At 60.7% G+C, this 25,694-nt stretch carries 23 protein-coding genes; 13 read left to right on the plus strand and 10 right to left on the minus strand.

Annotation, left to right across the window (positions count from 1 at the left end):
- Positions 1–65 precede the first annotated feature (65 nt).
- Positions 66–1,007 carry a LysR family transcriptional regulator gene (locus P3T20_RS29375; protein WP_074268094.1) on the minus strand — a complete coding sequence of 314 codons (942 nt, stop codon included), beginning with the start codon at positions 1,005–1,007 and terminating at the stop codon, positions 66–68.
- Between the two features lie 109 nt (positions 1,008–1,116).
- On the opposite strand from P3T20_RS29375, the gene P3T20_RS29380 reads away from it, so the two are divergent.
- Positions 1,117–2,628 (plus strand): CoA-acylating methylmalonate-semialdehyde dehydrogenase, encoded by a 1,512-nt coding sequence (locus P3T20_RS29380; protein WP_074268095.1) that lies wholly within the window; start codon positions 1,117–1,119, stop codon positions 2,626–2,628.
- Positions 2,629–2,774: 146 nt separating this feature from the next.
- Here P3T20_RS29380 and P3T20_RS29385 read toward each other — a convergent pair whose 3' ends face one another.
- Positions 2,775–5,030, minus strand: coding sequence for a TonB-dependent receptor (locus tag P3T20_RS29385; protein ID WP_429288596.1), 2,256 nt, complete (start codon positions 5,028–5,030; stop codon positions 2,775–2,777).
- 273 nt (positions 5,031–5,303) lie between these two features.
- Between P3T20_RS29385 and P3T20_RS29390 the strand changes: the two genes are divergently transcribed.
- A complete protein-coding gene (locus P3T20_RS29390; RefSeq protein WP_429288597.1) occupies positions 5,304–6,299 on the plus strand; it encodes a DUF1571 domain-containing protein in 996 nt (331 codons plus the stop codon).
- A gap of 18 nt (positions 6,300–6,317) precedes the next feature.
- On the opposite strand, the gene P3T20_RS29395 is transcribed toward P3T20_RS29390, so the two are convergent.
- The 6 genes from P3T20_RS29395 to P3T20_RS29420 all read right to left on the minus strand — a co-directional run bounded on the left by P3T20_RS29395 (position 6,318) and on the right by P3T20_RS29420 (position 11,793).
- The gene (locus P3T20_RS29395; RefSeq protein ID WP_074268096.1) at positions 6,318–6,974 is read right to left on the minus strand and encodes a DapH/DapD/GlmU-related protein; all 657 of its coding nucleotides are present in this window, start codon (positions 6,972–6,974) and stop codon (positions 6,318–6,320) included.
- Positions 6,975–7,016: 42 nt separating this feature from the next.
- Positions 7,017–7,817, minus strand: a complete 801-nt coding sequence (gene phnE / locus P3T20_RS29400; RefSeq protein ID WP_074268097.1) for a phosphonate ABC transporter, permease protein PhnE — start codon at positions 7,815–7,817, stop codon at positions 7,017–7,019.
- Positions 7,814–8,674 carry a phosphonate ABC transporter ATP-binding protein gene (phnC, locus tag P3T20_RS29405; RefSeq protein WP_143787685.1) on the minus strand — a complete coding sequence of 287 codons (861 nt, stop codon included), beginning with the start codon at positions 8,672–8,674 and terminating at the stop codon, positions 7,814–7,816. Before phnC ends, phnE begins: the two co-directional genes overlap by 4 nt.
- Positions 8,671–9,570, minus strand: a complete 900-nt coding sequence (locus P3T20_RS29410) for a phosphate/phosphite/phosphonate ABC transporter substrate-binding protein (protein ID WP_074268098.1) — start codon at positions 9,568–9,570, stop codon at positions 8,671–8,673. Before P3T20_RS29410 ends, phnC begins: the two co-directional genes overlap by 4 nt.
- A gap of 208 nt (positions 9,571–9,778) precedes the next feature.
- On the minus strand, positions 9,779–10,939 hold the full coding sequence (locus tag P3T20_RS29415; protein ID WP_302050893.1) for an alpha-D-ribose 1-methylphosphonate 5-triphosphate diphosphatase: 1,161 nt from the start codon (positions 10,937–10,939) through the stop codon (positions 9,779–9,781).
- A gap of 503 nt (positions 10,940–11,442) precedes the next feature.
- Positions 11,443–11,793 (minus strand): hypothetical protein, encoded by a 351-nt coding sequence (locus P3T20_RS29420; RefSeq protein ID WP_143787686.1) that lies wholly within the window; start codon positions 11,791–11,793, stop codon positions 11,443–11,445.
- A 209-nt stretch (positions 11,794–12,002) separates the two neighbouring features.
- Between P3T20_RS29420 and P3T20_RS29425 the strand changes: the two genes are divergently transcribed.
- From P3T20_RS29425 to P3T20_RS29450, 6 genes are all read left to right on the plus strand, one after another.
- Positions 12,003–14,624 carry a TonB-dependent receptor gene (locus P3T20_RS29425; protein ID WP_074268100.1) on the plus strand — a complete coding sequence of 874 codons (2,622 nt, stop codon included), beginning with the start codon at positions 12,003–12,005 and terminating at the stop codon, positions 14,622–14,624.
- Positions 14,625–14,939: 315 nt separating this feature from the next.
- A complete protein-coding gene (locus tag P3T20_RS29430; RefSeq protein WP_143787687.1) occupies positions 14,940–15,449 on the plus strand; it encodes a lysozyme inhibitor LprI family protein in 510 nt (169 codons plus the stop codon).
- Positions 15,450–15,491: 42 nt separating this feature from the next.
- Positions 15,492–15,710: a hypothetical protein gene (locus tag P3T20_RS29435; protein ID WP_074268102.1), complete on the plus strand. Its 219-nt coding sequence runs from the start codon at positions 15,492–15,494 to the stop codon at positions 15,708–15,710.
- 267 nt (positions 15,711–15,977) lie between these two features.
- Positions 15,978–16,838, plus strand: coding sequence for a polysaccharide deacetylase family protein (locus P3T20_RS29440; RefSeq protein ID WP_074268103.1), 861 nt, complete (start codon positions 15,978–15,980; stop codon positions 16,836–16,838).
- Positions 16,835–18,010, plus strand: a complete 1,176-nt coding sequence (locus P3T20_RS29445) for a glycosyltransferase (RefSeq protein WP_074268104.1) — start codon at positions 16,835–16,837, stop codon at positions 18,008–18,010. The genes P3T20_RS29440 and P3T20_RS29445 overlap by 4 nt, the downstream gene beginning before the upstream one ends.
- A 359-nt stretch (positions 18,011–18,369) precedes the next feature.
- Positions 18,370–19,527, plus strand: coding sequence for a peptidyl-alpha-hydroxyglycine alpha-amidating lyase family protein (locus P3T20_RS29450; RefSeq protein WP_074268105.1), 1,158 nt, complete (start codon positions 18,370–18,372; stop codon positions 19,525–19,527).
- Between the two features lie 74 nt (positions 19,528–19,601).
- Here P3T20_RS29450 and P3T20_RS29455 read toward each other — a convergent pair whose 3' ends face one another.
- Positions 19,602–20,453 carry an AraC family transcriptional regulator gene (locus P3T20_RS29455; RefSeq protein WP_074268106.1) on the minus strand — a complete coding sequence of 284 codons (852 nt, stop codon included), beginning with the start codon at positions 20,451–20,453 and terminating at the stop codon, positions 19,602–19,604.
- A gap of 10 nt (positions 20,454–20,463) precedes the next feature.
- A complete protein-coding gene (locus tag P3T20_RS29460) occupies positions 20,464–21,195 on the minus strand; it encodes an alanyl-tRNA editing protein (protein ID WP_429288598.1) in 732 nt (243 codons plus the stop codon).
- A 232-nt stretch (positions 21,196–21,427) separates the two neighbouring features.
- Between P3T20_RS29460 and P3T20_RS29465 the strand changes: the two genes are divergently transcribed.
- The 5 genes from P3T20_RS29465 to P3T20_RS29485 all read left to right on the plus strand — a co-directional run bounded on the left by P3T20_RS29465 (position 21,428) and on the right by P3T20_RS29485 (position 25,686).
- On the plus strand, positions 21,428–21,910 hold the full coding sequence (locus P3T20_RS29465) for a MarR family winged helix-turn-helix transcriptional regulator (protein ID WP_074268108.1): 483 nt from the start codon (positions 21,428–21,430) through the stop codon (positions 21,908–21,910).
- A gap of 362 nt (positions 21,911–22,272) precedes the next feature.
- Positions 22,273–23,277: an ABC transporter substrate-binding protein gene (locus P3T20_RS29470; RefSeq protein ID WP_429288599.1), complete on the plus strand. Its 1,005-nt coding sequence runs from the start codon at positions 22,273–22,275 to the stop codon at positions 23,275–23,277.
- Complete coding sequence (locus P3T20_RS29475) at positions 23,274–24,131, plus strand: ABC transporter ATP-binding protein (RefSeq protein WP_074268110.1); 858 nt, start codon at positions 23,274–23,276, stop codon at positions 24,129–24,131. The genes P3T20_RS29470 and P3T20_RS29475 overlap by 4 nt, the downstream gene beginning before the upstream one ends.
- Before the next feature lie 27 nt (positions 24,132–24,158).
- On the plus strand, positions 24,159–24,929 hold the full coding sequence (locus P3T20_RS29480; RefSeq protein WP_429288600.1) for an ABC transporter permease: 771 nt from the start codon (positions 24,159–24,161) through the stop codon (positions 24,927–24,929).
- 25 nt (positions 24,930–24,954) lie between these two features.
- Positions 24,955–25,686, plus strand: a complete 732-nt coding sequence (locus P3T20_RS29485) for an ABC transporter permease (RefSeq protein WP_429288601.1) — start codon at positions 24,955–24,957, stop codon at positions 25,684–25,686.
- The last annotated feature ends 8 nt before the right edge of the window (positions 25,687–25,694 follow it).

Here is a 25,694-nt window from a genome sequence, read left to right on the forward strand (position 1 = left end):
CCATGGTCAAACACTTGTGACTCCGAGGAATAAATGCGGCGCGGTGGGTTCCGCGCCAAACCCTCCTAAAGCGGGAATCCGCCGGCAAAGCTCTCGCGCAGATAGCTGACGAACAGGCTCACGGCGCGCGGCACGTGGGACGCGTAGGGCCGCAGCACGTAAAGCTGGTCTGCAAATGCGCCGGTGACGCGCCACTCGGGCAACAGCACAACGAGCTTGCCGGCGCGTACGGCGGCCTGCGCCGTGAAATCGGGTAGCAGCGCGATGCCCAGATCTTCGAGCGCTGCATCGCGCAGGTCCTCGCTGTTGTTGGCGGAAAACGGTCCGCTCACCGGCAGCGTGACGGGCGCGGTAGCGGTTTTGCGCGCTGTCTTGCGCTCGAAGGACCACATCGCAGGACCGGTGGCGCGCGGATAGAACAGGCAATCGTGGGCGGACAACTCTTCGGGTGTGCCGGGTGTGCCGCGCCGTCGCAGATAACCACGCGACGCCACGATCACGGACTGCGTGCCGCAGAGCTTCCAGGCCACGTGTGTATCCGGGGCTTCCGCACTGTGGCGAATTGCCAGATCGAAGCCTTCCGTGGCGAGCGAGGCAAGCCGGTCGGAAACTTCGAGCTGCACCCTGACTTCGGCGTGGGCCTGCAAAAACGCGGGTAATCTGGGCACCAGCTGCTGCCGGGCGAGCGCCACTGGCGCGGTGATCCTGATGACTCCGCGCGCCACGCCGGCCAGCTCCCGCACGCTGGCGAAGCTGGTGGCGATCTGTTCATACTGGCTGCGCGTATTCTCGACGAGCCGCTGGCCGGCTTCGGTCAGGCGCACGCTGCGCGTGGTGCGCTGCACCAGAGAAATACCTGCCGAGCGCTCCAGTTCCGAGATACGTTGACTCATCGCGGCCTTGCTGACCCCCAGGCGCGAGGCGGCGGCCGTATAGCTTCCCTGTTCCGCGAGTACCGTCAGCCAGTGCAGATGGGTCCAGAGGCCTTCAATTTTTCCGCTTTCCATACATTCATTGTTCACTATAGAAAACAATGAGTTCAATGATAGCGCCTTTGCAGTGGGGGGCGTGCACCCCTAGACTATATAGATCGCCAATCCACGACCAGGAGTCGACATGCAAGCCTTCAACGATAGTGCAGACGTAGGACATTTCATTCAGGGCAAGCGTGTCAAAAGTGCGGGCACCCGTAGCCAGCCTGTGTTCAATCCGGCCACCGGCGCGCGGCCGCGCACGCTGTTGCTGGGCGAGGCCGCGGACGTCGAAGCAGCGGTTGCGAGCGCGAAAGCCGCATTTCCGGCGTGGAGCGACACGCCGCCGATCCGCCGCGCGCGGGTCATGCTGCGTTTCCTCGAATTGATGAACAAGCATAAAGACGAGCTCGCGGCCATCATCACGGCCGAGCATGGCAAGGTGTTCTCCGATGCGCAGGGCGAAGTCTCGCGCGGCATCGACGTGATCGAATTTGCCTGCGGTATTCCGCAACTGCTCAAGGGCGACTACACCGAACAGGTTTCGACGGGCATCGACAACTGGACCACGCGTCAGGCACTGGGTGTGGTGGCAGGCATCACGCCGTTCAACTTCCCGTGCATGGTGCCGTGCTGGATGTTCCCGGTTGCCATCGCGGCCGGCAATACGTTCATTCTCAAGCCGAGCGAACGCGATCCGTCGGCGTCGCTGTTCATGGCCGAGCTTTTGCAGCAGGCTGGGCTGCCGGATGGCGTGTTCAATGTCGTGCAGGGCGACAAGGTCGTGGTCGACGCGCTGCTGGCACATCCGGACGTAAAGGCGGTGAGCTTTGTCGGTTCGACGCCGATCGCCAACTACATCTACGAGACTGGCGCGAAAAACGGCAAGCGCGTGCAGGCGCTGGGCGGCGCGAAGAACCACATGGTGGTGATGCCCGATGCCGATCTCGACCAGGCTATCGACGCGCTCGTCGGTGCCGGTTACGGCTCTGCTGGCGAGCGTTGCATGGCGATTTCCGTGGCGGTGCTGGTGGGCGATGTGGCCGACAAGATCATTCCGCGCCTCGCCGAACGTGCCCGCAATCTGGTGGTGAAGAACGGCATGGAGCCCGATGCGGAAATGGGCCCGATCGTGACGCGCCAGGCGCTGGAGCGCATCGAAGGCTATATCAAGCTTGGGGTCGAAGAGGGCGCAAAACTCGTTGTCGACGGCCGCGGTTTGAAGGTTGCCGGCCATGAAGATGGTTTCTTCACCGGAGGCACGCTGTTCGATAACGTGACGCCGGAAATGCGCATCTACAAGGAAGAGATTTTCGGGCCGGTGCTTGCGTGCGTTCGCGTCAAGGACTTCACCGAGGCGGTGGACCTGATCAATGCCCACGAATTCGGTAACGGCGTCGCGTGTTATACGCGTGATGGCCACGTGGCACGCGAATTCGGACGCCGGATCGAAGTCGGCATGGTCGGCATCAACGTGCCGATTCCCGTGCCGATGGCATGGCACGGCTTCGGCGGCTGGAAGCGCAGCCTGTTCGGCGATATGCATGCATACGGCGAGGAGGGCGTGCGCTTCTACACGAAGCAGAAGTCGATCATGCAGCGTTGGCCCGAGAGCACCGAGAAGGGTGCCGAGTTCGCCATGCCGACGGCGAAGTAAGTCTGAAAGAAGGCGATGCGTTGCGTGGTCGCGGCGGTCTTGCCGCCACGGCCGACGCATCGAAGTATCGGAGGGGGAGGCGCTGGCCGGAATGGAGAGCGTCTACCCTTGAACAATACGGCGCCAGACGCGCGCCGTCTCCCCAATCAGAAGTTTCCGTGCAGGTTCACAAACGCGCTCAGCGGTTGGCCAACATAGGCACCCGCCGCGTTAGCCGCCACGAAATAGCGCCGGTCCGTGATGTTGTGGACGTTGACGTCGACACCCCACGTACGCGCTTCATAGCCAAACGCCGCGTTTGCAATCACATAAGACGGAATCGAATTGACGTTGGTAATGTCGCTATAGCTCTTGCCCACGTAATTCACGCCTGCTCCAACGTGAAAGCCCGGAATTCCCCCAATCGAAAAATCGTAAGTTGTCCAGAAGTTGGCCATGTAGGCCGGTGCGCCTTGCGGATGGTTGCCCACTGACGTGATGCCTTGCGGATTGTCGGTGATCACCGCGTGCTGCGCGGTCACGTTCGCGAGGACATGCAGATGATCCGTCACGGCGGCATCGAACGATGCTTCCGCGCCTTTGGTCCTCTGACTGTCGAACACGACCGACTCCACCTCGTTGAGCGTGACAGCCGCTGCGACGTTGTTCCGCGATACATCGAACAAAGCCGTGTTCAGCACAATCCGGTCATCGAGAAACGAAAACTTGATACCCGCTTCGTATTGCAGCGCCGACTCTGGCGCACCGATGCCGGCTTGAGCGTTTTCCGAATTGAAGTTGGCAAGGTAGCTCTTCGACACGCCGACATATGGCGACATCCACGGCAGCACCTTGTACAGCGCGCCGATGTTCCAGCTGACAGGTGCATTGTCTTGCGTCTCCTTGACGCCTGCGAGTATCGGCTGGCCGTTGGAATTGAAAGCGCCGGGCACCGAAATCAGCGGTGTGAGCGAGGTATCCCACCAGTCCTGGCGGACGCCCGCGCGAATCTTCAGCTTGTCCGTTACATCGATCTGATCGGTGGCGTACAGGCTGTAGTAGTTCGCGGCCAGATCATCGTTGTCGCAGGAATGCTTGGCATCGCACAGGAACGTCAGGCCCGCGAGAGACGTCTCCGGCGGCACCGGCGCGAAAGCATCGGGGATGTTCGGGAGATCGGCCGTGCTACGGTTCGTGTCGATAGTCTGGTGCTGGAATTCGAAGCCTGTGACCAACGTGTGCGCGACGCTTCCGGTGCCGAATCGCCAGACCGGCTCGAGTTGATAGTCGAAGCTGCTGTCGTTGTCGTCCTGCTGACGAAGCTGCCGCCCCACGACTTCATCGCCCACGACCTTCGTGTTCGTGCTATCGCCGTTGCCCAGCACGTCAAGCGTACGGTGCAAATAGGAGAAGCGGTTGTTGATCGTCAGAAAGTCATTGACTCGCCAGGCGTCCGTGATGGTCGGGCGGACGAAGTTCTCATTCGCGAAGGCAAACGGTGTCGAGTACTTCGAATTGATTGAAACACCGCTGATGGGCGTCCCGTGGAAATAGATCAGCCCGTACGAATCCGGTGTTTCGTGGGTCTGCCGGAGATCGAGCGTGAAGTTGATCGTATGGCTGCCCAGTTGCCATTGCAGCTGCGGCCTGATTTCGTCGTCGCGGCTATACAGATCGCGAAAGCCGTCGGCGCGCGAGAAGGTGGCGTCCACCCGGTAGTTCAGGCCGGCAATGCCGGTTGGGCCGGTGATATAGTCGCTGTTCGAGACCGTGCCGAACGAGCCGGCTTCCAGGCTTCCCCCGTAGTGAAGTTCCGGCGACGGCGTGTAGTGGACGATGTTGATGGTGCCGCCCGGAGGGCCGCTGCCGAATAACGCCGAGCCTGGCCCCTCGAGAATCTCGATCCTCTCGACGCCGTTGAGCGAATGCGAGATGCCGCCGAGCAGATCGCCATCGGAGAAGCCGTCTTCGTAGATCTGCGCATTCAGGCCGCGAATCAGAAAGTGGTCGTAGTAGCCTTTGCTGTCCTGACCGCCTACGTTGATCCCGCTCGCGTTGCTGACGCTCTCCCGCAACATCGTCGCACCCTGTTCGGACAGCAGGGCGCGCGGGATGACCTGGACGTTCGAAGGGAGGTCCTGAAGCTTCGTGCCTGTCTTGCTGGCGCTGGCGGCCTGTGTCGGGTCGTCGATATTGTCGTTGCCGCCGTATGGACTATAGTCAGCGGGCGCTTTGCCTTCGACCTTGACCGCTGGCAGCGTAGTAACCGCCGCCTCGGTTGGCGAGGGCGGCACCGGTTGCGCGCTCTGCTGCGCCAGCGCCGCTTCCGACAAGGCCAATGCCGCCAGAGAAAACACGGTGTTGCCGATATGCCTGCATACCTGGGCCGTGCAGATCGTCTCTCGGCTCCCCTTTGCACTCATCGTAAATCCCCTTCTCGTTTTTATTACATGTTGCTTTCGTTTTCCACGGAGACGACGCGGGTACGCGCTCGGTGTCACAATTCCGTGGGCTGAATTTGCTAACGCAAATCAAAGTGATTCGCATTAACCATGTGCAAACGAGAGGGCCGAGGGGTTTATTCCATGGTCTTGCAAATTTTTATGCCGGCCGTCTGGAATACATGGGCATCAGCCGGCGTTTACCGTGCGTTGACGCTTGATGTGTCGAGCCCACCCGGTGCCGGGATGCTGTTCATGAGTTCCAATGGTTCACGACGCTGGAGAAGGCTGTCTGCTGTGGGCCCGCAGGCAAGCGCGCGGACCTGGCGGCGCGTGCTCGCGTTCGCATTGACTTGCCTGATGGTTTCAGCGGGCGCTTTCGCCCAATCGACCGGTGCGGTATCGGCGGCCATGTCCGGCGCGTCGATGGCATGCACCCATGCCGCGACACAGGATGCCGTGAGCGCGGACATCGAACGGTTCCGCTGTCTCACAGCCGAAGAGCAGGCGAAGTCCTTGCGCGCACGAATCGAAAATCATTCGCTGCTGTCGCTCTCCGACGATCAGATCCTTTCCCTGATGAACGCAATGAAGCCGGAGGCCTTCGTCGAGTACGCGAAGTTCGACATGGCGCTCGACAACGGCTACGAGTACAGCATGTTCCGGCAGGAGCGTATTTCCGGCCGATGGTCCGAGCGGCCCGATCACATGATCATCCGTTACCAGGACACACCGCGAAAGGTCTACGCAAAGTGGCTGCCTGACGGCGCCCATGCGGGACAGGAGATCCTGTACGACGAAACGACGGATCCGGACAGCCTCTACGGTCACGCTGGCGGCCTGCTGCGTCTCGTGTCAGGCAAGGTGGCGGTGGATGGGTCGTTCGCACATGCCCAGTCGCGCCATAGCGTGCGCGATCTGGGTCTGCAGTTCATTGCCCGTACTGTCGAACATGACGCGCGCAGCTTTCGTGACGAGGGCCTTAGCGAAAAGCCGACCCGCATCGAGCTCATGAACGCGCAGGGGACGCGCCTGCTTGCGTGGACATGGGTTGCCCGCTCAGGGCCGCCGGCCCACTATGCGCCACGTGTGCGGCTGCTGTTCGATCTTCAGCACCCGTGGCCCAGCGGCGAAGCAGCGTGGGACGCGCACGGCAACCTGCTGGAGATGATCCGTTTCGAAAACGTCGTGCCTCGCCACTGGAGCGATGCCACTTTCGACCGGCACAATCCCGAGTACGCTTTCCGCTGACGCCGTGCCCGGCATCCCCTACTTATAGTATTTTTCCGCGAATTCGACCGCGCTGAGTTCGCGGAAATCGGCCAGTGCGCCGTCGATCTGCGCCGCACTCCAGTCCCACCAGGCGATCTGCTGCAAGCGCTCCGCAGTCTGCTCGTCCACGCGAAAGCGCAGTACGCGCGCCGGTACGCCTACGACGATCGCGAACGGCGGCACGTCTTTGGTGACGACGGCGCCCGAGCCGATTGCCGCACCGGTGCCGATCTTCACGCCCGGCATGACGATGGCATCGTGGCCGATCCACACGTCATGACCGATTTCCACGCAGTCCTGTGCGCGCCATTCAAAAATGCTGGCGTCGTCGTCAAGCGACAAGCCGTAGGAGCGTGAGCGATACGTGAAGTGATGGAGCGTCGCGCGCCATGCCGGGTGGTTCGGCGGGTTGATACGCACGCCCGTAGCGATATTTGCGAACTTGCCGATATGGGCATGGGCGATCTGGTTGTCTCCCATCGCATAACCGTAGTCGCCCAGCACCGATTGCGCCACATGGCTACGCGGTCCGAGATAGGTGTAGCGGCCGAAGTCGCTGGCGCCCACCAGCGCCGTAGGGTGGATGTCCGGCTCTTCCGTCAAGGGACGGCCTAGCGTCCACGGGTCGGCTCCGACGCCATGATTGATCAGCATGCGAATTCTCGTGACTCGATAAGGAGGGGAAGCCGTCGCAGGTTAGGCGACCAGACCGCGCAGATAGGCCGATGCGCGTTCGGCGCATGCTACCAGCACAAACGTAGCGATCAACAGGAACGACACCGTCTGGTACTGGAACAGGTTCATGGCGGTCAACAACTGGAAGCCGATGCCACCTGCGCCCACGAAGCCGAGCACCAGCGACGAGCGCAGGTTTTCGTCGAAGCGGAACAGGCCGATGCCGAGTAGCGAGGGCAACACGCCCGGCACCACAGCATGGCTCAGGATCTGCAAGCGGCCGGCGCCGGTCAGCGTGAGCGCTTCGACCGGACCCATGTCCATGTCTTCGATCACCTCGGCGAAGAGCCGCCCCAGCATGCCGATCGAATGCACCGCCAGCGCCAGCGCACCCGGAAACGGCCCCAATCCGACCGCAGTCACGAACAGCAGCGCCCACACCAGATCGGGCACGGCACGTGTGACGCCGATCACCGCACGCGCAGCATAGTAGAGAGGCTTCGCGGGCGTGACATTGGCGGCGGCGAGGATTGCCAGCGGGAACGCGAGCAGCACGCCGAACACAGTGCCGAAAATGGCGAGGTCAATCGTTTCGAGCACTGGCCACAGATTCGGCACGAACTGATCGAAGGCCGGCGGCATGGCGCGCGAAATGATATCGGCCATACCGTGAGCGCCGGTCACCAGATCCTGCGGACGAGCCTGTACCACGATCCACGCCTGGACGAACAGCGCGAGGATGACGACGATGACAGTGGCAGACCAGAAAGTTCGCACTCCGGATGACGCAACCGGCGTGCGCATGTCGAGCACCTTGTTCATGCCGCCTCGGCCAGATAGAGACTTGCAATCTGCTGGCTGGAAACTGCCGAAGCGGGGCGGTCGAACTCCAGTTGTCCGCTGCGCAGGCCGACCAGCCGGTCGGCATAGCGGGTGGCCAGTTCGGGCTGATGCAGCACGCAGACCACCGCGAGACCGTCTTCCGTAGCGAGGCGGCGCAGCAGGCGCATGACTTCGTCTGCCGCTTCGGGGTCGAGACTGGCGACCGGTTCGTCAGCTAGCAGGACGTGTGGATGCTGCGCAAGCGCACGGGCCACAGCCACACGCTGCGCCTGTCCACCGGAAAGCGTACCGGCGCGTTGCCCGGCCAGATGCAGCAGGCCGACTTCGTCGAGGTAAGCGCGGGCCGGTTCGATTTCCTCGCGCGGCACGCGTCCCAGCGCGGTGCTGAGCGTCTTGTGGCGACCCAGCGTGCCGCAGCAGACGTTCGCCAGCACACTGCGGCGCTTCACGAGATTGGCGTTCTGCGAGATCAGTGCGAGCGGCAGACGGGCCTGCCGGAGCGCCTTGCCCGAAAGCGCGGCCAGATCGCGGCCGGCCAGTTCGACCGCGCCGCCCGTCGGCCGGTTCAAGCCGACCACGCACTTCATGAACGTCGACTTGCCGCTGCCGTTGCTGCCCAGCACCACGACCATTTCACCGGCCTTCACCGCGAGATTGAAATTGCGCAACGCGGCGTGACCATTTGCATAGCGCATCGACAGATCGCGCACGGCGAGCTTCACGCCGGGAGCGAGCTTGGCACGCGGTGCCGTTGCCGGCACGCTGGAGGCAGCGGCCGCACGGTCGCCGGCCGGGTCCAGCGGCAATGCGCCGGAGGTGCTGGAGAGGGTATTCACAGTTTTGCCAGGTCGATATGAAGCGTGGAAACCAGGTCGCGAATCTGGTTATAGGCGGCATCCGTTTGCGGGACCGTCTTCAACTGGGGATTCTCGTTTGCTGCGAGGAATTTCTGGTCGGCTTCCGGTAACTCGCGGAAATCGAGTGAACTCAGCACGGCTGCCAGACGCGCCTTGAAATCGGCGGGCAGGTCGGCACGCACTGCCAGAGGATCGAGCGGAATGGGCTCGGATTTCCAGAGCGTGATGTAGCCGGCGGGATCGTACTCGTTATGCAGTTTGGCGCTCGCGATCTCTTCGCTGTTCAGCTCACCCGCATCCACCTTGTGGTTGCGCAGCGCTTCGAACGATGCGGTGTGACTACCCGCGTAGATTGCCTTGACGCCCTTGTCCGGATCGACGCCGTTCTTGCTGAGACCATACGCAGGGAACAGATGCCCGGAGGTGGAGGCCGGATCGGCGTAAGCGAATGAATGACCGTTGGTATCGGCAAGCGTTTTCACGCCCGAGCCCGGCCACGTGACGATAGAAGCGTAGTAGGTGGCCGGCTTGTCGCCTTCGCCGGCAAACGTCGCGACCGCTTCGGCGTGCGCAACCTGATGGGCGAGCACATAGCCCAGCGGGCCGAACTGACCAAACTCGAGCTTGTTGTTGCGCATTGCCTCGATCTCGGCGTTGTAGCTGGTCGCAACGTAGATATCAACCTTGCAGCCGAGCTTGTCGCCGATCAGCTTGGCGAGATCGTTGTACACGGGCAGCATGCGCTGCGCCGATTCGTACGGTTCGACGCCGAAACGGACCACGCCGTCGTTCGGACAGGTGCCGGCCGCATGGGCAGCGCCGGAAATGAAACTGACTGCCAGTGCCGAAGCGGCAAAAACTTTGGACAACTTCATAAATTCCTCAAGTTAGTTTTGAACCGCAGCGAACATTCGACGACTTGTGAACCCCGCATCAGTCTCGCGCCTTTTAGGGCAGGAGCGCTGCAAACGCGGTCCGAAAATTCAATCTGCACCATTCTAGAAATCTCATATGACACATCGGTGTACGGATAGAGACGTCTAGATGAATTTGACGGCACCAGCATGGTGGCGGCCCGCGCGCCTAGACGATCCGTTCACCCGCGCGCCACGTGGCGCGGGGAATGGGGAGTTGGTCGTGCATCCGCACCCGCACGAAATCCGCACGCAGGCCTGCTGTAATCGAGCCGCGGTCGTGCAACCCCACCACGCGGGCGGGTTCGCTTGAGACGGTCCTCATGGCACGCGGCAGCGTCCAGCCCGCCTTGTCGACCAGTTCGAACGCCGCGCTCAGCAGGCTAGAGGGCACGTAGTCTGACGAAAGGATATCCAGCAGACCGGATTTCGCGAGTTCAAGCGCGGACACGTTGCCGGAATGCGAACCGCCGCGCACGATGTTCGGAGCGCCCATGATCGTCGAGATACCGTATTGGTGTGCGGCCTTGGCGGCATCGTGGGTAGTGGGAAATTCCGCCAGGACGATGCCTTCGGCGGCGGCCTGCTCGACGTGCTCGACCACTGTGTCGTCGTGGCTCGCCACCGGCACGCCGAGCGTCGCGCAACGGGCGACGATCTGGCGGCGGTGTTGATCTGCGTAACGCTCCTGGCCTTCTGAAAGCTCGGCCACCACAGCGGCAAAGTGTTCGTCAGTCAGTTTGCCGTGGCGCTCCTGAAAGCGGCGCCACTGGTCGCGGTCCTGCCATTGCCGCTGGCCGGGGGTGTGATCCATCACTGAAGCGAGCCGCAGAAGGGGGTGGGTGTAGAGCGAGTCGAACACCTCTACGACATCGGGGGCGGCGATTTCACAGCGCAAATGCAGGAAATGGTCGGCACGCAACAACTGACACTCGGACAGGCGCGCTAGCGCTTGCGTGCAACGCGTCTGCAAGTCGCGGTTGTGCATGTCGACGTCCGAACGCGCGCCGATTCTGAGCGAATCGAAAACCGTCGTGATTCCGGCTGCGGCTACCTGGGCATCGTGGATCACGAATGCGGCGTCGATATTCCAGCGCACGCCTGGGCGGGGCGCGAGATGCTTCTCGAGGTTGTCGGTGTGCAGTTCGATCAGACCGGGCAGCAGATAGTCGCCGTCCCAGTCCTCGGCATTCGGCGCGGACGTGCTGCCGCGCTCCACATCGCGGATGAAACCGTCTTCGATGCGCACGGTTCCGAGAAATTCTTCGTCTCGCGTGACGACGCGAGCGTTCCTGATCAGCATGGACTTGCTCCGTTTGGTGCCGGATATCGCGCAATGACGTTTTGCGGGCGCGGCCGCCTCCGGGGGAATCGAGGAGGACCAATACATCTAATCGTCTAGACGTTTTGGATGATGCTCAATCGCCCCGAGAAGGCGTGCCTTCACCCTGCATCGCTGCTCGCGCGCTGAAATGCACAGTAAGGCTTTCATTGAAACCGATGTGCGTGACAGCACCATGACACGCGCCGAGGTGCGAGCGGGAGATTGTTCACGGAGGCAAGAGGGTCCCGCGCCGATCCGTAGACGATACGGGCGAGAAAGGGAGCTGGTGGAAAAGGTGTAAAAAGCGCCAGACGAAAAAGGGTCCGCCCCACGGTCAATAAGGCGGACCTAAACAGGTATTTACGACCACTGCGACGAGTAAGAAGCAGTGTGAGCGCATCGTATGCCGATGAATATGCCGTGGTGTGGGCAAGTAACGTTGAGTAAGCGAATTTGGCTGCTGCCAGATGCATCGTTCGCTTCGTCGCCCGGGGCGGGAACTGTTGGGCTTACCGGGTAAGGTGACGAAAGGTAAATACTGTGATTGAGATGCCACGTTTGTCAAAAAAAGTTTGATGCAGCGTTAATGTCTTGCTAACTTTCGTTTGCCGCGTGACGAAGCCAGCTTGGACAGAACGTGATTGAGTTTGGTTCGTATACCGAATCATTTTCAAAAGACAGGCTGGTTGCGGCTTGTAACCGGTCTGGGTGACTTGCTCCTGGTTTGTCTTGCCTGAGTTCGGCTGGTCCGGGACCGCTTTGGCGGCATCTGGATCGATACCACTCATCAATGCAATGTAATTCGCTATTCGTTCAGGCGAAGGACGCTGCACGCGTGTGCCCATCGATGTCTGTTGCACTTGATATGCCGTGCCGTGCTAGCCGGTCACAGGGTACGACGATCTGAAAGTTCATACGATTAGTACTGCGATTCGTATGAACTGGAATTGACGGGTTCGCTTCAGAACGGACGAAGGTCGAGTGAGGCCTTCGTGTTTGCAGATCGGGGTGATGGGTCCAAAAGACTTCTCACTATGAATTGGGTCCCTACTGACAAGAGAGAAGGGCAATGAAACTACGGGGTTTGACGCTCGCCATCCAACGAATCGTTTGGGCAGAAGTGGCGCTAACAGCTGCATGTGGTGTACCGGCATACGCGCAGAGCCAACCGGCGGCCGCTACCGCAGATGCGGCATCCGCAACGGCGGCGAAACCGGCAACTGCGACTTCGGCATCTTCGCCGGCGGCCACGTCCGGCAATGTGAAGCAGCTGCAAAAGTTCGAGGTTACCGGTTCGCTGATCCGCAGTTCGGACAAGACGGGCTTCAATCAGGTCCAGACGATTTCGCAGAAAGACATCGAGGACAGCGGCTCCACGACGGTCGCCGACTACCTGCGTACGACAACCGCCAACTCGGCAAGCAGCTGGAGCGAGGGCACGTCCGCGAGCTTTGCCCCGGGCGGCGCGGGGATCGCGCTGCGCGGCATGAGCGAAAAATACACGCTGGTGTTGGTCGACGGCCAGCGCGTCGCGCCCTTTGCCTTTGCAGTCAACGGCACCGATACCTTCTTCGATCTGAACACGTTGCCGACGAACATGATCGACCGCATCGAGATCGTTAAGACCGGCGCAGTTTCGCAATACGGCTCGGACGCAATCGCCGGCGTGGTCAACATCATCACGAAGAAGGATTTCCAGGGGCTGCAACTCGACGGCAGCATTGGCGGTGCCCAGCACGGCGGTGCAGGAACGACGAACTTCAGCGTGCTCGGTGGCTTCGGCAATCTGACGTCGGACGGCTTCAACGTGACAGCCGCGGCGAGCTACTACCGCTCGAGCGGCATCACCATGGCCGAGCGGGACATCACCAGCGACCAGGACTACTCCAGCAAGAACGGCGGCTTCTTCTCGCAGCCCGCCTCCTTCTGGAACACGGCTACCGGCACCCAGGCGCTGAGCGATTGCGCGGCATCGGGTGGCACCGTGACGTCGGCGGCAAACAACCTCGCGACCCAAGGGTCCGGCACGGTGTGTTCGCGCAATGGTGCAAGTGCTGAGTCCATCGAGCCCGAAACCCAGCGCAGCAGTGTCAAGGTCCATGCCGACTTCAAGATCAACGACACCACGCAGGCGTATGCCGACGTGTGGGAGAGCTACAACACCACCAAAACGGATCTGGGCCTCGCCGGGTTCAGTGATGGAGATAACCTGGGTACTTCACTCTACGAGGTAAATGGAGTTGTCTCGCCGTTTCCCGCTACAGTGGGCGGAACGGGACTAACCTATGTCTTCCCGACCGAGCAATCGGTGACGACGGTCTCGAACTTCTACCGCCTCTCGACCGGGGTGAAGGGCACCATCAGCACAGACAAGTTCGGCGACTGGGATTGGAATACGTCATACGGCCACTCGCAAAGCGAAGTGTCCAACGCGTACGGCAATCAGATCAATGCCTCCGTGCTGTCAAGCTATCTCAGCAGCGTAACGCAGAGCACGTTTAGTTCGTCGACCCTCAATTCGTTGCCGGGCCTGTTTGGCACGTCTTACGATCAGGCTATTTCGAAGCTCGATGTGCTCGATGCGACGATCTCCACGGCGAATCTGTTCTCGCTGCCGGCAGGCGATGTGGGTCTTGGCTTTGGTGCGCAGTTCCAGCATCAGAGCGAATATATCGGCGCGGGCTCTACGGAATATCTGAACCCGCTCACGCAGGCGGTGGATGGCGAACGCAATGTTGCGGCGGTCTACTACCAGATCGACATTCCGTTGCTGCGTGGCCTGACCTTCAGCCAGTCGGGACGCTACGACCATTACAACGATTTCGGCGGCGCCTTCTCGCCACGCTTTGCACTGCGTTACCAGCCAGTTTCGGCTCTGACGATGTATACGTCTTATAATCGCGGCTTCCGCGCACCGACACTGGTCGAAACGTCTGAAAAGGCGAGCCTCGGCTACCAGACCGTCGACGGCAAGGATGTCTACGAAAATTCAGTCGGCAATCCGAACCTGCAACCTGAACGCACGAAGAACTACAACATCGGCTTTGAGTTGTCGCCGGCCCGCAATACCGACATTGGCTTCGACTGGTACAAGATCGACGTGACCAATGTGATCGGTCAGGAGAGCATCGCGGCGCTGGTTGCTGCTGATCCGAACGCGACGGTCTACAACGTAACCTACGAAAACCTTGCCTATCTGCATACGGATGGTTTCGAAGGGACGTTCAAGCAGGCGTTGCCGACAAGTATCGGTACGTTCACGCTGTCCGGCGACTGGGCGTACGTGTGGCACTTCGTTATGCCTAACGACGGCGTCGCCGACGATTATGCCGGCAACAATGGCGCAATCGACACGGTGTTCGGTGCATCGTTCCCGCGGTGGAGGGGCAACACGCAGTTGAGCTGGGCTTTCCACAAGTGGACGACCACGCTGAGCTGGCAGTTCACCGGTCCGTACGCACAAGCGATTGTTGCCGGATCGCCTGCTGTGGGATCGTATAGCCAGTTCAATATCTACACGAGCTACAGTGGCTTCAAACACTGGACGCTGTACGCGGGCATCGACAACATTTTCAACCACAAGCCGCCGTACGACCCGGTGTGGCAGTACGAAGCCCGGGGCTACTATGACACCTCGCTTTACACGTATGTTGGCCTATATGGCCAGGTTGGCGCGACGTACAAGTTCTGATGCCTGAGTAGCACAGTTGTTCAAGCGCCCGCGCCGGTCCCTTGCAATGGGACTGGCGCGGGCGCGTTTTCGTTTGTGACGCAGCACACGGCGCCGTGCCTCAGCCCACCGCACGTAGGGGTCGGGTAACGGCTTATTTCCTGCGGAAACCTTTCGTAAGCACTCGCGTCCTACGGCCTTTTCTTCGCGCCTAGATAGCGCCCAAGCCGACTATTCTGCCCTCACGCGACCTGCATCGTTCTGTTTATGCCAGCTTGCGCCAGGGAACGCATGCCGCGCGCCCCAATCCGACACTTTCCTCGTACAGGGTTAGTCATGTCTACATCGAAAACTGCTTTTCCATTTGTTACCCGACTCCTTGCAGATTCCTCGCCGACGCTGTCGCTCTGCGTGCTGGCGGTCTGCGCGACGCTGGCTGGCAACGCGTCGGCTGCGAGCTTTCATTGCAGCACCAGGTCTTCGGCTTCCGAGAAGATCGTCTGCGCCGACCCGGAGCTATCCAGCCTCGACGATCGTCTCGCGGTGAGCTATCAACGCGCACGGGATACGAGTCCCGACCCGCGTTCGGTGGAGACTGCGCGGATCCAGCAATGGCTCTGGCGTCAGCACAACTGTACCGACAAGGCATGCGTGCTGAACTGGTATCAACGTCGTATCGCCGAACTGGATGCAGACTACGAGCAAGGCAAACAGGCTCAGCACGATGCCTTTGAAGCGGCGCTGGTCGACCAGAAGCTGGTCCCCTCCGCGGCGGACGCCGTCAGGCAGTTGAAGAATGAGTCGATCGTGGCGACCGCCCAGGGCGCGAACCCGGCGACGAAGTGAGTTTCTTCGAAACACGGCGCGGCGAACTGAGGATAACTACGTATGCGCCAAGGGCCATCGGTAAGGCTGATCGTTTCAATAGAGGAAGGGCCGCTAGATAGCGTTGGCGGTATTGTCGAGCTCGGCGGGCGCAAAGTCGGCGTCTGGTATTACGACGCGATGGAAAGCATCGTCGTGACGCGGGCCTTCCGCAACAAGGTAGTGATTGGAAGCGCGGCCGAGGTGGTCTCGCAGTTGCGCCGGCTCGCCATCCGGCGTTGATAAGGCAGGGCGCTTCGCGCTCTTGCCACCGAACGACACCAGCGTCTGACACGCTGGTGTCGACCCATTCCCGTCGGTAAGCCTCTCAGGCGCATATAGCGCCGCTACGCGATCTTCAGCATCGCGTGGATCAATCCTTTGTCGAGAATGATGGACGCTTTCGACAATGCGACACAAATCTCCACAAACGACCGATAGATCGCGGAGTTTGTTCAATCTAATATTAATTCAAATTTCCATGTAGAAACCTTTCGGCATGCAGAGCAAATGATACAAACCGCTGAATCGTTTGCGAATTCGGTACCGGTAGTGATGTATCACCATGTTTCATCGTCTGGCGGACCGCTCACCCTATCGCCGGAGAACTTCGAGTCGCAGATAAAGTGGCTGGCGAACAACGGCTATATCACGCTGACCGCAGATGAATTTGCGCGCTTCCTGCGCGGGGCGCCGATGCCTCGGAGATCGGTCTTGCTGACGTTCGATGACGGTTATCTGGACAACTACATTTACGCCCATCCCATCCTTTTGCGTTACGGATTCAACGCGGTCATGTTTCTGGTGACGGGCCGCGTGCATGACGGCGCGTTTCGCAGCATCGACGCGCTGCGTGCGGAACCGGCGCACACACATCAGGCGTGCGAGCACCTGGTTCGCAACGGCCGCGCGGACGAGGTGACCGTACGCTGGAGCGAGGTGGAGATAATGCGCGCAGCAGGCACGTTCGAATTTCATAGTCATACGCATAGCCATCTTCGCTGGGACGTGCTGTGCGATGACGCTATCGGAAAGTATCAGCAAATCAGGGCGGACATCGAACAGTCGAAAGCGATCCTGACAAAGCGTCTCGGCGCAGGTTCGCAACACCTGTGCTGGCCCGAAGGCTATTTCGACGCCGACTATATCGACGCCGCTAAAGCAGCGGGATTCGAATACCTCTACACGACACGGAATCTGCGACGCAACGTAGCGGGTAGCGACACCTTGCGGATTCACCGCCTGGCCGATAACGGCAGGGGCGCGGATTGGCTCGCAAAGAAACTGCGGCGTTACCAGGATCCATTGTGGGGCGGGGCGTATTACTGGTTCAAACGCGCCAGACAATTCCGGTGCGAAGCGTGGTTATGAAAATCCTCTACACCAATTTTCACGCAGGCGACGGTGGCGGACACACCACCTACATCCTCACCTTGGCGGCGGCGCTTGCGGAGCGCCATCACGTGACGGTTGCGGCGCCGGGCTCGAGTCGCCTCTATTCAAGTGCGAAAGTGATCCCCGGCGTCGAAGCGATTGCGCTCGAGTTTCGTAACAGACTGGGCGCCATGGTCGGAACGGGCTGGCGCTTGCGGCAACTGATCGAAAAGAGCGGCTTCGACATCATTCACGTCAACGGTTCAGCGGATCACCGGATCGCGATGCTGGCGACGCTGGGATTGAAACGCACCCGGCCTTGCATCGTCTTCACCAAGCACAACGATTTGCCTGTGAGCGGCTTGAGCACCTGGTTCAAAGGGAAGCTTGCGACCGATTCGGTGATCTGCGTATCCGACTACACGCGCCGGCACCTCGCGAAAACCGTGTATGACACGAAGGCGGTGTCGGTCGTGCATCACGGTATCGATCTGCGCCGCTTTGCGCCGGTCGCAAGCGGCGTAAGCGAGCGGCTTCGCAGACGCTGGGGTACGGCGATCCCAGACGGAGCGTTGGTGGTCGGCAGTATCGCGGGCACGGACGATAACAAGGGCTGGCTGCATATGGTCGAGGCAGTCGCATTGCTGCCTCCGGCACAACGCGAACGGATTCGCGTGGTCTTGGGGGGGCGGACGCCCAATGCACAACAACGAGCCAGGGTCGGTGCATTAGGCATGGCGGGCCTGTTGATCTGCACGGGCTTACTGCGCGACGTGCGGCCCCTGGTGGCAGCATTCGATGTGGGTTTTGTGCTGTCACGGCGTGAAACCTTGTCGTTCGCTTGCCGGGAGATGATGGCGATGGGCAAGCCTGTGATCGTGTCGGACTCGGGCGGCCTGCCGGAAAATATCGAAGCGGGCGTAAGCGGGTGGATCGTCGGACCTCACGAGCACGAACGGATTGCGCAACTGTTGATGCGCCTGCTCGACAACCGGCTTGAGGTCACGCTTGCGGGCATGGCGGCGCGTGCGAGAAGCGTGGCGCAATTCTCGCTGCAGGATTTCGCTGACCGAACCGAGGTGGTCTACCAGGAGAGCCTTGCTAGAATGCGGCCTTGGGCAGGCAGCGGCGGCGTGGCGAAATGGAAGGTCCAGCGCCACTCGGGCTGACCTGCGGTGGAGGTAGCCTTAAACCTCAGATCACCCAGGGCTCTCACATGGAACAGATCGTCTTTTCATGCGCTGCCCTCAAACGCATCCATTCACGACATGGACTATAGTGTCATCGGCATGCGCATGAGCGGTCATGTCGCCATGTCAGTTATGCCGGCTTGCAACCGTAAGGTCTGCAACATCCGTCACGCTTATCTGCTGGATTACTTGCTGAATAACCGGTTGAACAGGTTCGATGCGGTATGACTACGTGACGTAGAAAGAAAAACTGCCAAAGGGTTGCGTCATGCACCCGCACGGCAAGTTGGAGACAATCGGTGTCCGGCACGATCAACCGATAACAAGGAGGTGATTTAATGAACCACCGTCATTCGGAATCCTGTCCATGCTGCGGGGATCTGCAGCAACGTGCCGTCACGCGGCGCCGCTTCCTGGCGCTGGCAGGCGAGGGTGCAGCAGCGCTTGCCCTGATGCCTCGCTTTGGCTATGCGGAAACGGAAACCACGGTTCCGACCATCGCTTACGACTCGGTTCCTGACCCGGTGAAGTTGCCGATCGACATGTACTTCGGCGAGTGCTCGGGCGTAGCGCTCAATTCTAAAGGCCACATTTTCGTACTGTCGCGCGGCAATACCAGCGGGCCGGCTTACGCGGCGGCAGCGACCCAGTTGCTTGAGTTCGCACCGAACGGCCGCTTTATCCGTGAGATTGGACGCAACCTGTATGCGTGGTCGTTCGCGCACTCCGTCAAGGTCGATGTTCACGACAATATCTGGGTGACGGACAAAGGTTCGGACATGGTGATCAAGTTCACCCCGGAAGGACGCGTTGCGATGGTGTTCGGCCGCAAACAGGAAGCGGCCGACGAAGAAACCGGTCCGCTCAAGCATCCGAACCCGCCGCTACCGGCCGAGCCAGGCCGCTTCCGGCAGGTGACAGACGTGGCGTGGGATGCTGCCGGCAATACGTATATCAGCGACGGCTATATCAACTCGCGCGTCGCCAAGGTCGACAAGGACGGCAACTGGCTCAAGTCGTGGGGCGAGCGCGGCACGGGTCCAGGCCAGTTCCATACACCGCATAGCATCGCGTTAGACGCGAACGGCAGCGTCTATGTGGCCGATCGCAGCAACCGGCGTGTTCAGGTGTTCGACGGCGAAGGCAACTTCCAGCGCCAGTTCACCATCGACGTGCCGGTGCCGCCGAATGCAAGGCCCGCTATCGGCTATGCACCCGATGAAGCGGCCATCGCCGCGGGCACCTTCGCCCCAGGCTCGCCCTGGACGATCGCCATTTCACCGGGTCCTGATCAGGTGATGTACTGTTCCGATGCCTTTCCTGGCCGCATCTACAAGCTCACGCTCGACGGCAAGGTGCTGGGCGTGCTCGGCGAGTCCGGCAAGCAACTGAAGCAGTTCGGCTGGATTCACCAGATGGCTTGCCCATCGGAAAACACGCTGTTCGTCGCCGAGTTGTTGAACTGGCGCGTGCAGAAGCTCGTGCTGCATGCCTGAGCGAACGTGGGCTCGGCCTTCGCATGGGGCAGATGCATTGCTCCGTGCGGCTGACGCTAAAGCCACAGCTAAGGCTAAAGCGCAGGCTTTAGCGCCGCATAGGCGCCAGGCGTGATGCCGTAAGCGCGCTTAAAGACGCGGTTAAGGTGACTTTGATCGTAAAAGCCCGCGCTCACAGCTGCCTCCGCCGCGCTGCTTCCGGCCACGAGCAATTGCTTGGCGGCCATCAACCGTACCTGGTTCGCGTACGCGTGAGGTGGCAGCCCGTATTCCTTACAGAACGCGCGTATCAGGTGATAGCGGCTAAGGTTGGCCACTTCCGCCAGTTCGTCGATCGGGATATCGCGCGCATATTCAGCGCTGATGTAATCGCGCACGCGTGCCATTTTCTGCGTGTCGCGGCCCAGTTCGGTGACGACGGGTTTGGGCTGACCATAGCGGCCAAACAGCATGCCCATTGCCGCCCACCAGTTCGCTTGACGTTCCATTAGCGGCGCAGGGCAGTTCTCGTCGAGACTTGCATGCGCTTTCAACAGCAGCCGGCACAGTTGCGGATCGCAGTAAAGTCCCGGCGGGATGGTCAAGGGCCGGTCGCTGCGTGAGTCGTCGCTAAAGACGGCGCTTAGTGCCGCGAGCCCCTGCATATCGAGGTAAATCGCGCGGTAGTGCCACGCCTTGTTCTCCCAGACCACACCACAATGGTATTCGCCGGGGCCGAACACCCACACGGTGCCGGCCCCGGATACGTCGCTGCCGGTGCGTGTGCGGCATTGGCCTGCGCCGAACTCGGTCATCACGATCACGAGCTCGTCGTGCATATGGCGCTCGAACTCGTGTGCGCCGTAACGCGCGGTAGCGAGTGCCGCGCCCTCGAGCGCACCATCTCGCCAGTAAACGACTTCCTTGCCCAAGCTACCGTCTGGCATGACTGCTTCCTTAAAATACCAGGTTATCCTCTGTAAGTTCGATCCGGACACGGCGATTGCGGCGGCCTTTGTTCTCGATCTTCGTCATCCGTATCGGACGCGACTGCCCGGTGTTCGTCAGGTGCGTCCCTCCACACGCCTGCCGGTCGAGCCCATCAATCTCGACGATCCGGATCGTTCCGTCCGGCGTGGGCGGAGGCGCGACCGAGAGGCTGCGGATCAGTCCAGGCGTTGCCTGGGCGTCGCGCAGGCCGACATAGCTGGCGCGAACCTCCAGAGCCTGGCGAATCACGTCGTTGAGCGGCCCTTCGAGCGATCGCAAGGCGTCGTTATCCGCTTCAGGCAGATCGAAGTCCATGCGCGCGCTGCCGTCTGCGTTGATCTGCGCACCGGTCACCAGTGCGCCGGCGAACTGCTGGTACACGAGCGCGTTCAGGATGTGGGTCGCAGTATGAAGTTGTGCAAGCGTGGCGCGCCGCGGCGCGTCGATCGAGACGTGCAACTCGCCCGCCAGTTCAATCGACGTATCGAGCTGATGCCAGTACTGGCCGTCTTCCACGGAAACACCAACAATGCGCGCCATGCCATGGGCATGTTGGAGTGTTGCGGTGTCGCAGACCTGGCCGCCGCCACCGGGATGAAGTGCCGAGCGTGACAGCAGTACGGCACCAGGACGGGCGTCGACCACGCTGGCGTCGAACTCGAGCAGATCGGGCTGCTCGTGGCAAAGATAATGAGGCATCGCAGCAAACCGGGTGACGGGAGACTGATTTCGATGGGGACAGTATAGACGCCGGGGCGCGGGGTCGGTCTTGGTCAAAAGTGCTGTTTGACATGCGGAATGCTGCTCGAGGCCACTGTGGCTGAGGCTTTTGCCGGACGGCTCCGCAACGTGCTTACGCGAAATCTTTGTAGAATGGCGTTGTCCGACCCCGCTTCGATTCACGACAACACTTTCAAGAGATCCATCGATCATGGCGCCGCCCAAGTCCCCTTCCGAGCCGACGCCACCCACGCAGGTCGATATATCCACGTATGAGTTCTCGGAGCAGATCGGTCATCTGCTGCGCCGGGCCTACCAGCGCCACCTCGCGATCTTCGCTCAGACCATCGACGATCCGCAGTTGACGGCGGTGCAGTTCGCGGTGCTCAGTGCGAACCGGCGGCTCGGGCCTTCGTCAATGAGCGATCTCGGCAAGGCGACGGCCATCGATGGGGCGACCGTGCGCGGCATCATCGAACGTCTGCAGGCACGCGGGCTTGTGGAGTTGCAAGCCAATCAGGACGATCGGCGCAAGAGCGTGGTAGAACTCACGGAGCGCGGGCGCCAGTTGCTCGAACTGACCACGCCGACCGCTGCGCGTATCAGCGAACTCACGATGAGCGATCTCAACGCTGTCGAGCGGGTGGCGGTGTTGTATCTGCTGCGCAAGCTTTGCGGTCCTGAGCTGGAATAGCGCGGACGTTTGCGAGCGCCGGTGTGCCTGCGCCTGGCAGTGCACCAAGCGTGGGCCGAATCTGAAAAGTGCGCATTTATAGTGTGTACATGTTGTTTGATGGTGCGGCCTGTTTCTGCGGCGGCGCTTGCTTTAAGCGCCTCAAGCACGATCGTTCGAAATGCAGAACATTGAATTTAAAGGGGTTGACGCATTTTTTCCGGCCATTGAACCGGATCGGGTAAACACCGCTAACAGTGGCATAGAGGTTGCAACTAAGCTTGGAATTACCGCGTGTACGCTCATTTGGCACTTATAGATCGAGCGCTTTGGCGGTACCCAGCTTCTATAGCCGTCTGATTTCGTGATCGGGAGTGCTCTATATGAAGTGGTTCGTCAGGCAGATCGGCGCAGCGCTCGGCGCGTCGTTCCTGCTATCGGTGGCCGGTGTGTTCTGCGGGTCCGTCAGCGTCACGCAGGCGGATGAAATCTCCGTCACGCAGTGGGGCAGCAGCCTCTACGGCCTTCCATATGCCGTCGCGATGGACAGAGGCCTGTTCAAGAAGGCCGGCGTCGACATCACCGGCATTCTCACCTCGAGCGGCGGTGGCACGACCGTGCGCAATATCCTCGCCAGCAAGACGCCGTACGGCGAAGTCGCAGTCGCGGCCGCGCTCGCCGCGCAGCGCCAGGGGATGGATCTCGTCATCGTGAATGTCGGCACGCGTAGCGTCGCGGAGGCGTCGATGGTTGCCATGCCCAACGGCAACGTGCAAACCGTTGCTGATCTGGCCGGCAAGAAGGTCGCGATTACGTCGCCCCGCGGCGTGTCCGAAATGCTGTTGCTGATGGTGCTCAAGCAAAAGGGCGTCGACGCAGGCAAGGTGACCCGCGTCGCCTCGGGTGGCTACGTTAACGGTCTGACGATGCTCGAGCAGGGGGCCGTCTCCGGTGCAGTGCTGATTGAACCGCTTTCGATTGTGCGCAAAGCCAATTACCGCACCGTGTATCGGGCGGGCGACATTCTGCAGCCCATGACCACCTCGGTCGGCATTACAACCCGCGAGTTCGCCAGGTCCCATCCGGATGAGTTGCGCGCGATCATTGCCGGGCGGCGTGCGGGTGTGGATGCGTTGTACGCGGATCCGGCCGGCGCCGCGAAACTACTGGAGACAAGCTTCAAACTCACGCCAGACGTCGCACGCGAAGCCGTCGACAACATGGTCAAGTCACGCATGTGGAGCGACGGTGAATTCAACCGCAGTGAACTTGACCGCATGACGGACGGCCTGAAGCTTGTAGGCGAGCTGAACGGCGATGTCGACTGGTCGAAGCTGGTCGACACGAGCTTTCTGCCCCCCGATCTGAAAGCGAAGAGTACGCTATGAAGGCACGCAACGGTCATCCGACGCTGCAGGTTGTCGAGTCGCCTGCGCAACAGGCGCCGGCCTCGCCCGAGGCGCATGTCGAGCTAACCGGCGTTACCCGCTATTTCACGCGCAGCGATTCGAAGGAACTGTTTCATGCGCTCGGCCCGATCGATCTCACGCTGACCAAGGGCGAGTTCTTCTCGGTGGTCGGTCCGTCCGGATGTGGCAAGTCCACTCTGCTCGATGCGCTTGCGGGACTCTCCAGACCCAGCTCCGGCACGGTAATGTTCGAAGGACAACCTGTGACGGGCGTGCCCGATGGAGTCGGCGTCGTGTTCCAGGAAGACGCGTCTTTTCCTTGGCTGAATCTGCGCGACAACATTTCGTTCGGACTGCGCATGGCGGGCGTGGATGGCGCCGAGATTCAGCGGCGGGTTGACTATGCGATGGGTTTCATGGGCCTGAAGGATTTCGCCAAGGCGTATCCTTCGCAGTTGTCGGGCGGCATGCGGCAACGCGTGTGCATCGCCCGAACGCTGGTGTTGCAGCCTCGCCTGATTTTGCTCGATGAGCCGTTCGGCGCGCTCGATCAGCAAACACGCCTGCTGATGGGCGACGAGTTGCTGCGCCTGTGGCGCGAAACGTCTGCCACGGTGCTGCTGATCACCCACGCACTCGACGAAGCGGCGATGCTGTCCGACCGGGTCGGCGTGATGTCGGCGCGGCCCGGGCTCTTCATCGATATCGTCGAGACCGGCTGGGAGCGTTCGCGCGATAGCCGCGTCGTCTCGACACCGCGCTTCGGCGAGATCAATGCCCGCTTGTGGGAAAAGCTGCGTGTCGAATCATTGAAGGTAATGGGCGCGCACTAGCTGCGCAGTGTTTTTCGCAGTATTTCTATGCGAACCTGGGAGTTCGAAGTGAAGACGGAAAGTCTGATCCGTATCGCTGTGGTGGTTGGCTTCATCGTACTGATCGAGCTGCTGTGCCGCAGCGGCATCATTGCGCCGAGCGTGCTGATTGCGCCATCCGCGATGTTCACGCATGGCATCGAGCTGCTGCGCGGCGGCAAATTCGATCACGACATTGTTACGAGTCTGATCGAGATCGTCGCGGCGTCGATTGTCTCCGTGCTGCTCGGTTTCGTCCTGGGTCTCGGCATTCACGCGCTACCGTCGCTGCGCCGCTCGATCGAACCGCTGCTATCGAGCTACTACGCCATCCCCACCTTCATTTTCTATCCCATCTTTATCGTAGTGCTCGGCGTTGGCTCGCTGCCGATCATTGCCATTGCCGTGATGCTTTCGGTGGTGACGATGATTACCGCGACGCTGAACGGACTCGACCGTATTCCGCGTGCCTTGCATAAAAGCGCTCAGGTGATGCGTCTTTCGCCGTGGCGTTGCGCGCTTCACATCAAGCTGCCTGCCACGCTGCCGTATCTGTTCACCGGCGTGAAGCTTGCGGTGGCCTATGCGTTCATCGGCGTCATCGCATCGGAATTCATCCTGTCCGGTTCGGGCATCGGCTATGCAATCGGTTACGCGTACAACAACTTCCAGAACGACGACATGTATTCGCTGATGCTGTTCGTGCTCGTGCTGGTGACGCTCGTCAACGCAGTGCTGAACCGGATCGATCAACGGTTTCAGTCGCGCCGGCAACGCTAGCGTTGCGTATAGCGGAGACGCCACCATGAAAAAATTCCTCGATCCGCTGCTGGTTGCGCTGGCCATTGTCGTGTGCTGGCAATGCCTGCACTGGGCGATCGGCGAGCATTCGTTGAGTTCGCCATGGAGCACGCTCGAGGCGCTGGCCCAGATGCTCGGCACTGAAGCGTTCTGGGGCAACGTCGCGGAGACCGCCCGTGCCCTTGTCTATGCACTCGTGATAGCGCTCATCGGCGGGGTGGCGCTCGGCGTGCTGTTCGGCATCAATCGCATGTCGGGCCGCGTCGCGGAGCCGATTCTGTTGAACCTGTATTCGCTGCCGAAGGTGACGTTGTATCCCTTGGTGCTGCTCGTATTTGGCCTCGGCCTGTCGGCGAAGGTGGCTTTTGGCGTGATGCACGGCCTGATCCCGATCCTGATGTTCACGATGAATGCGATCCGCCAGATGCGGCCGGTCTATCTGCGTGCATCGAAGACCATGCGTCTGTCGTTTTTCCGTACGATTGCGCATGTCGTGCTGCCGGCGATCTTTCCGGAGGTGGTTGCCGGCCTGCGGCTCGGCTTCTCGTTGACTTTACTGGGCGTGCTGATCGGCGAGATGTTCGCCTCGCAGCGCGGGCTAGGTTATATGCTGACCAGTGCGATGAACCTTGGGGATATCCGCACGATCATGGCAGTTGCCCTGTTTCTTACCGTGTTTGCCCTCGCATGTAACGGCCTCCTGATGATGGCCGACCGGCGCATGAAGCACCGATGAACGGCGCT

The organism is Paraburkholderia sp. GAS206C (assembly GCF_050435645.1).
Classification (GTDB): Bacteria; Pseudomonadota; Gammaproteobacteria; order Burkholderiales; family Burkholderiaceae; genus Paraburkholderia; species Paraburkholderia phenazinium_B.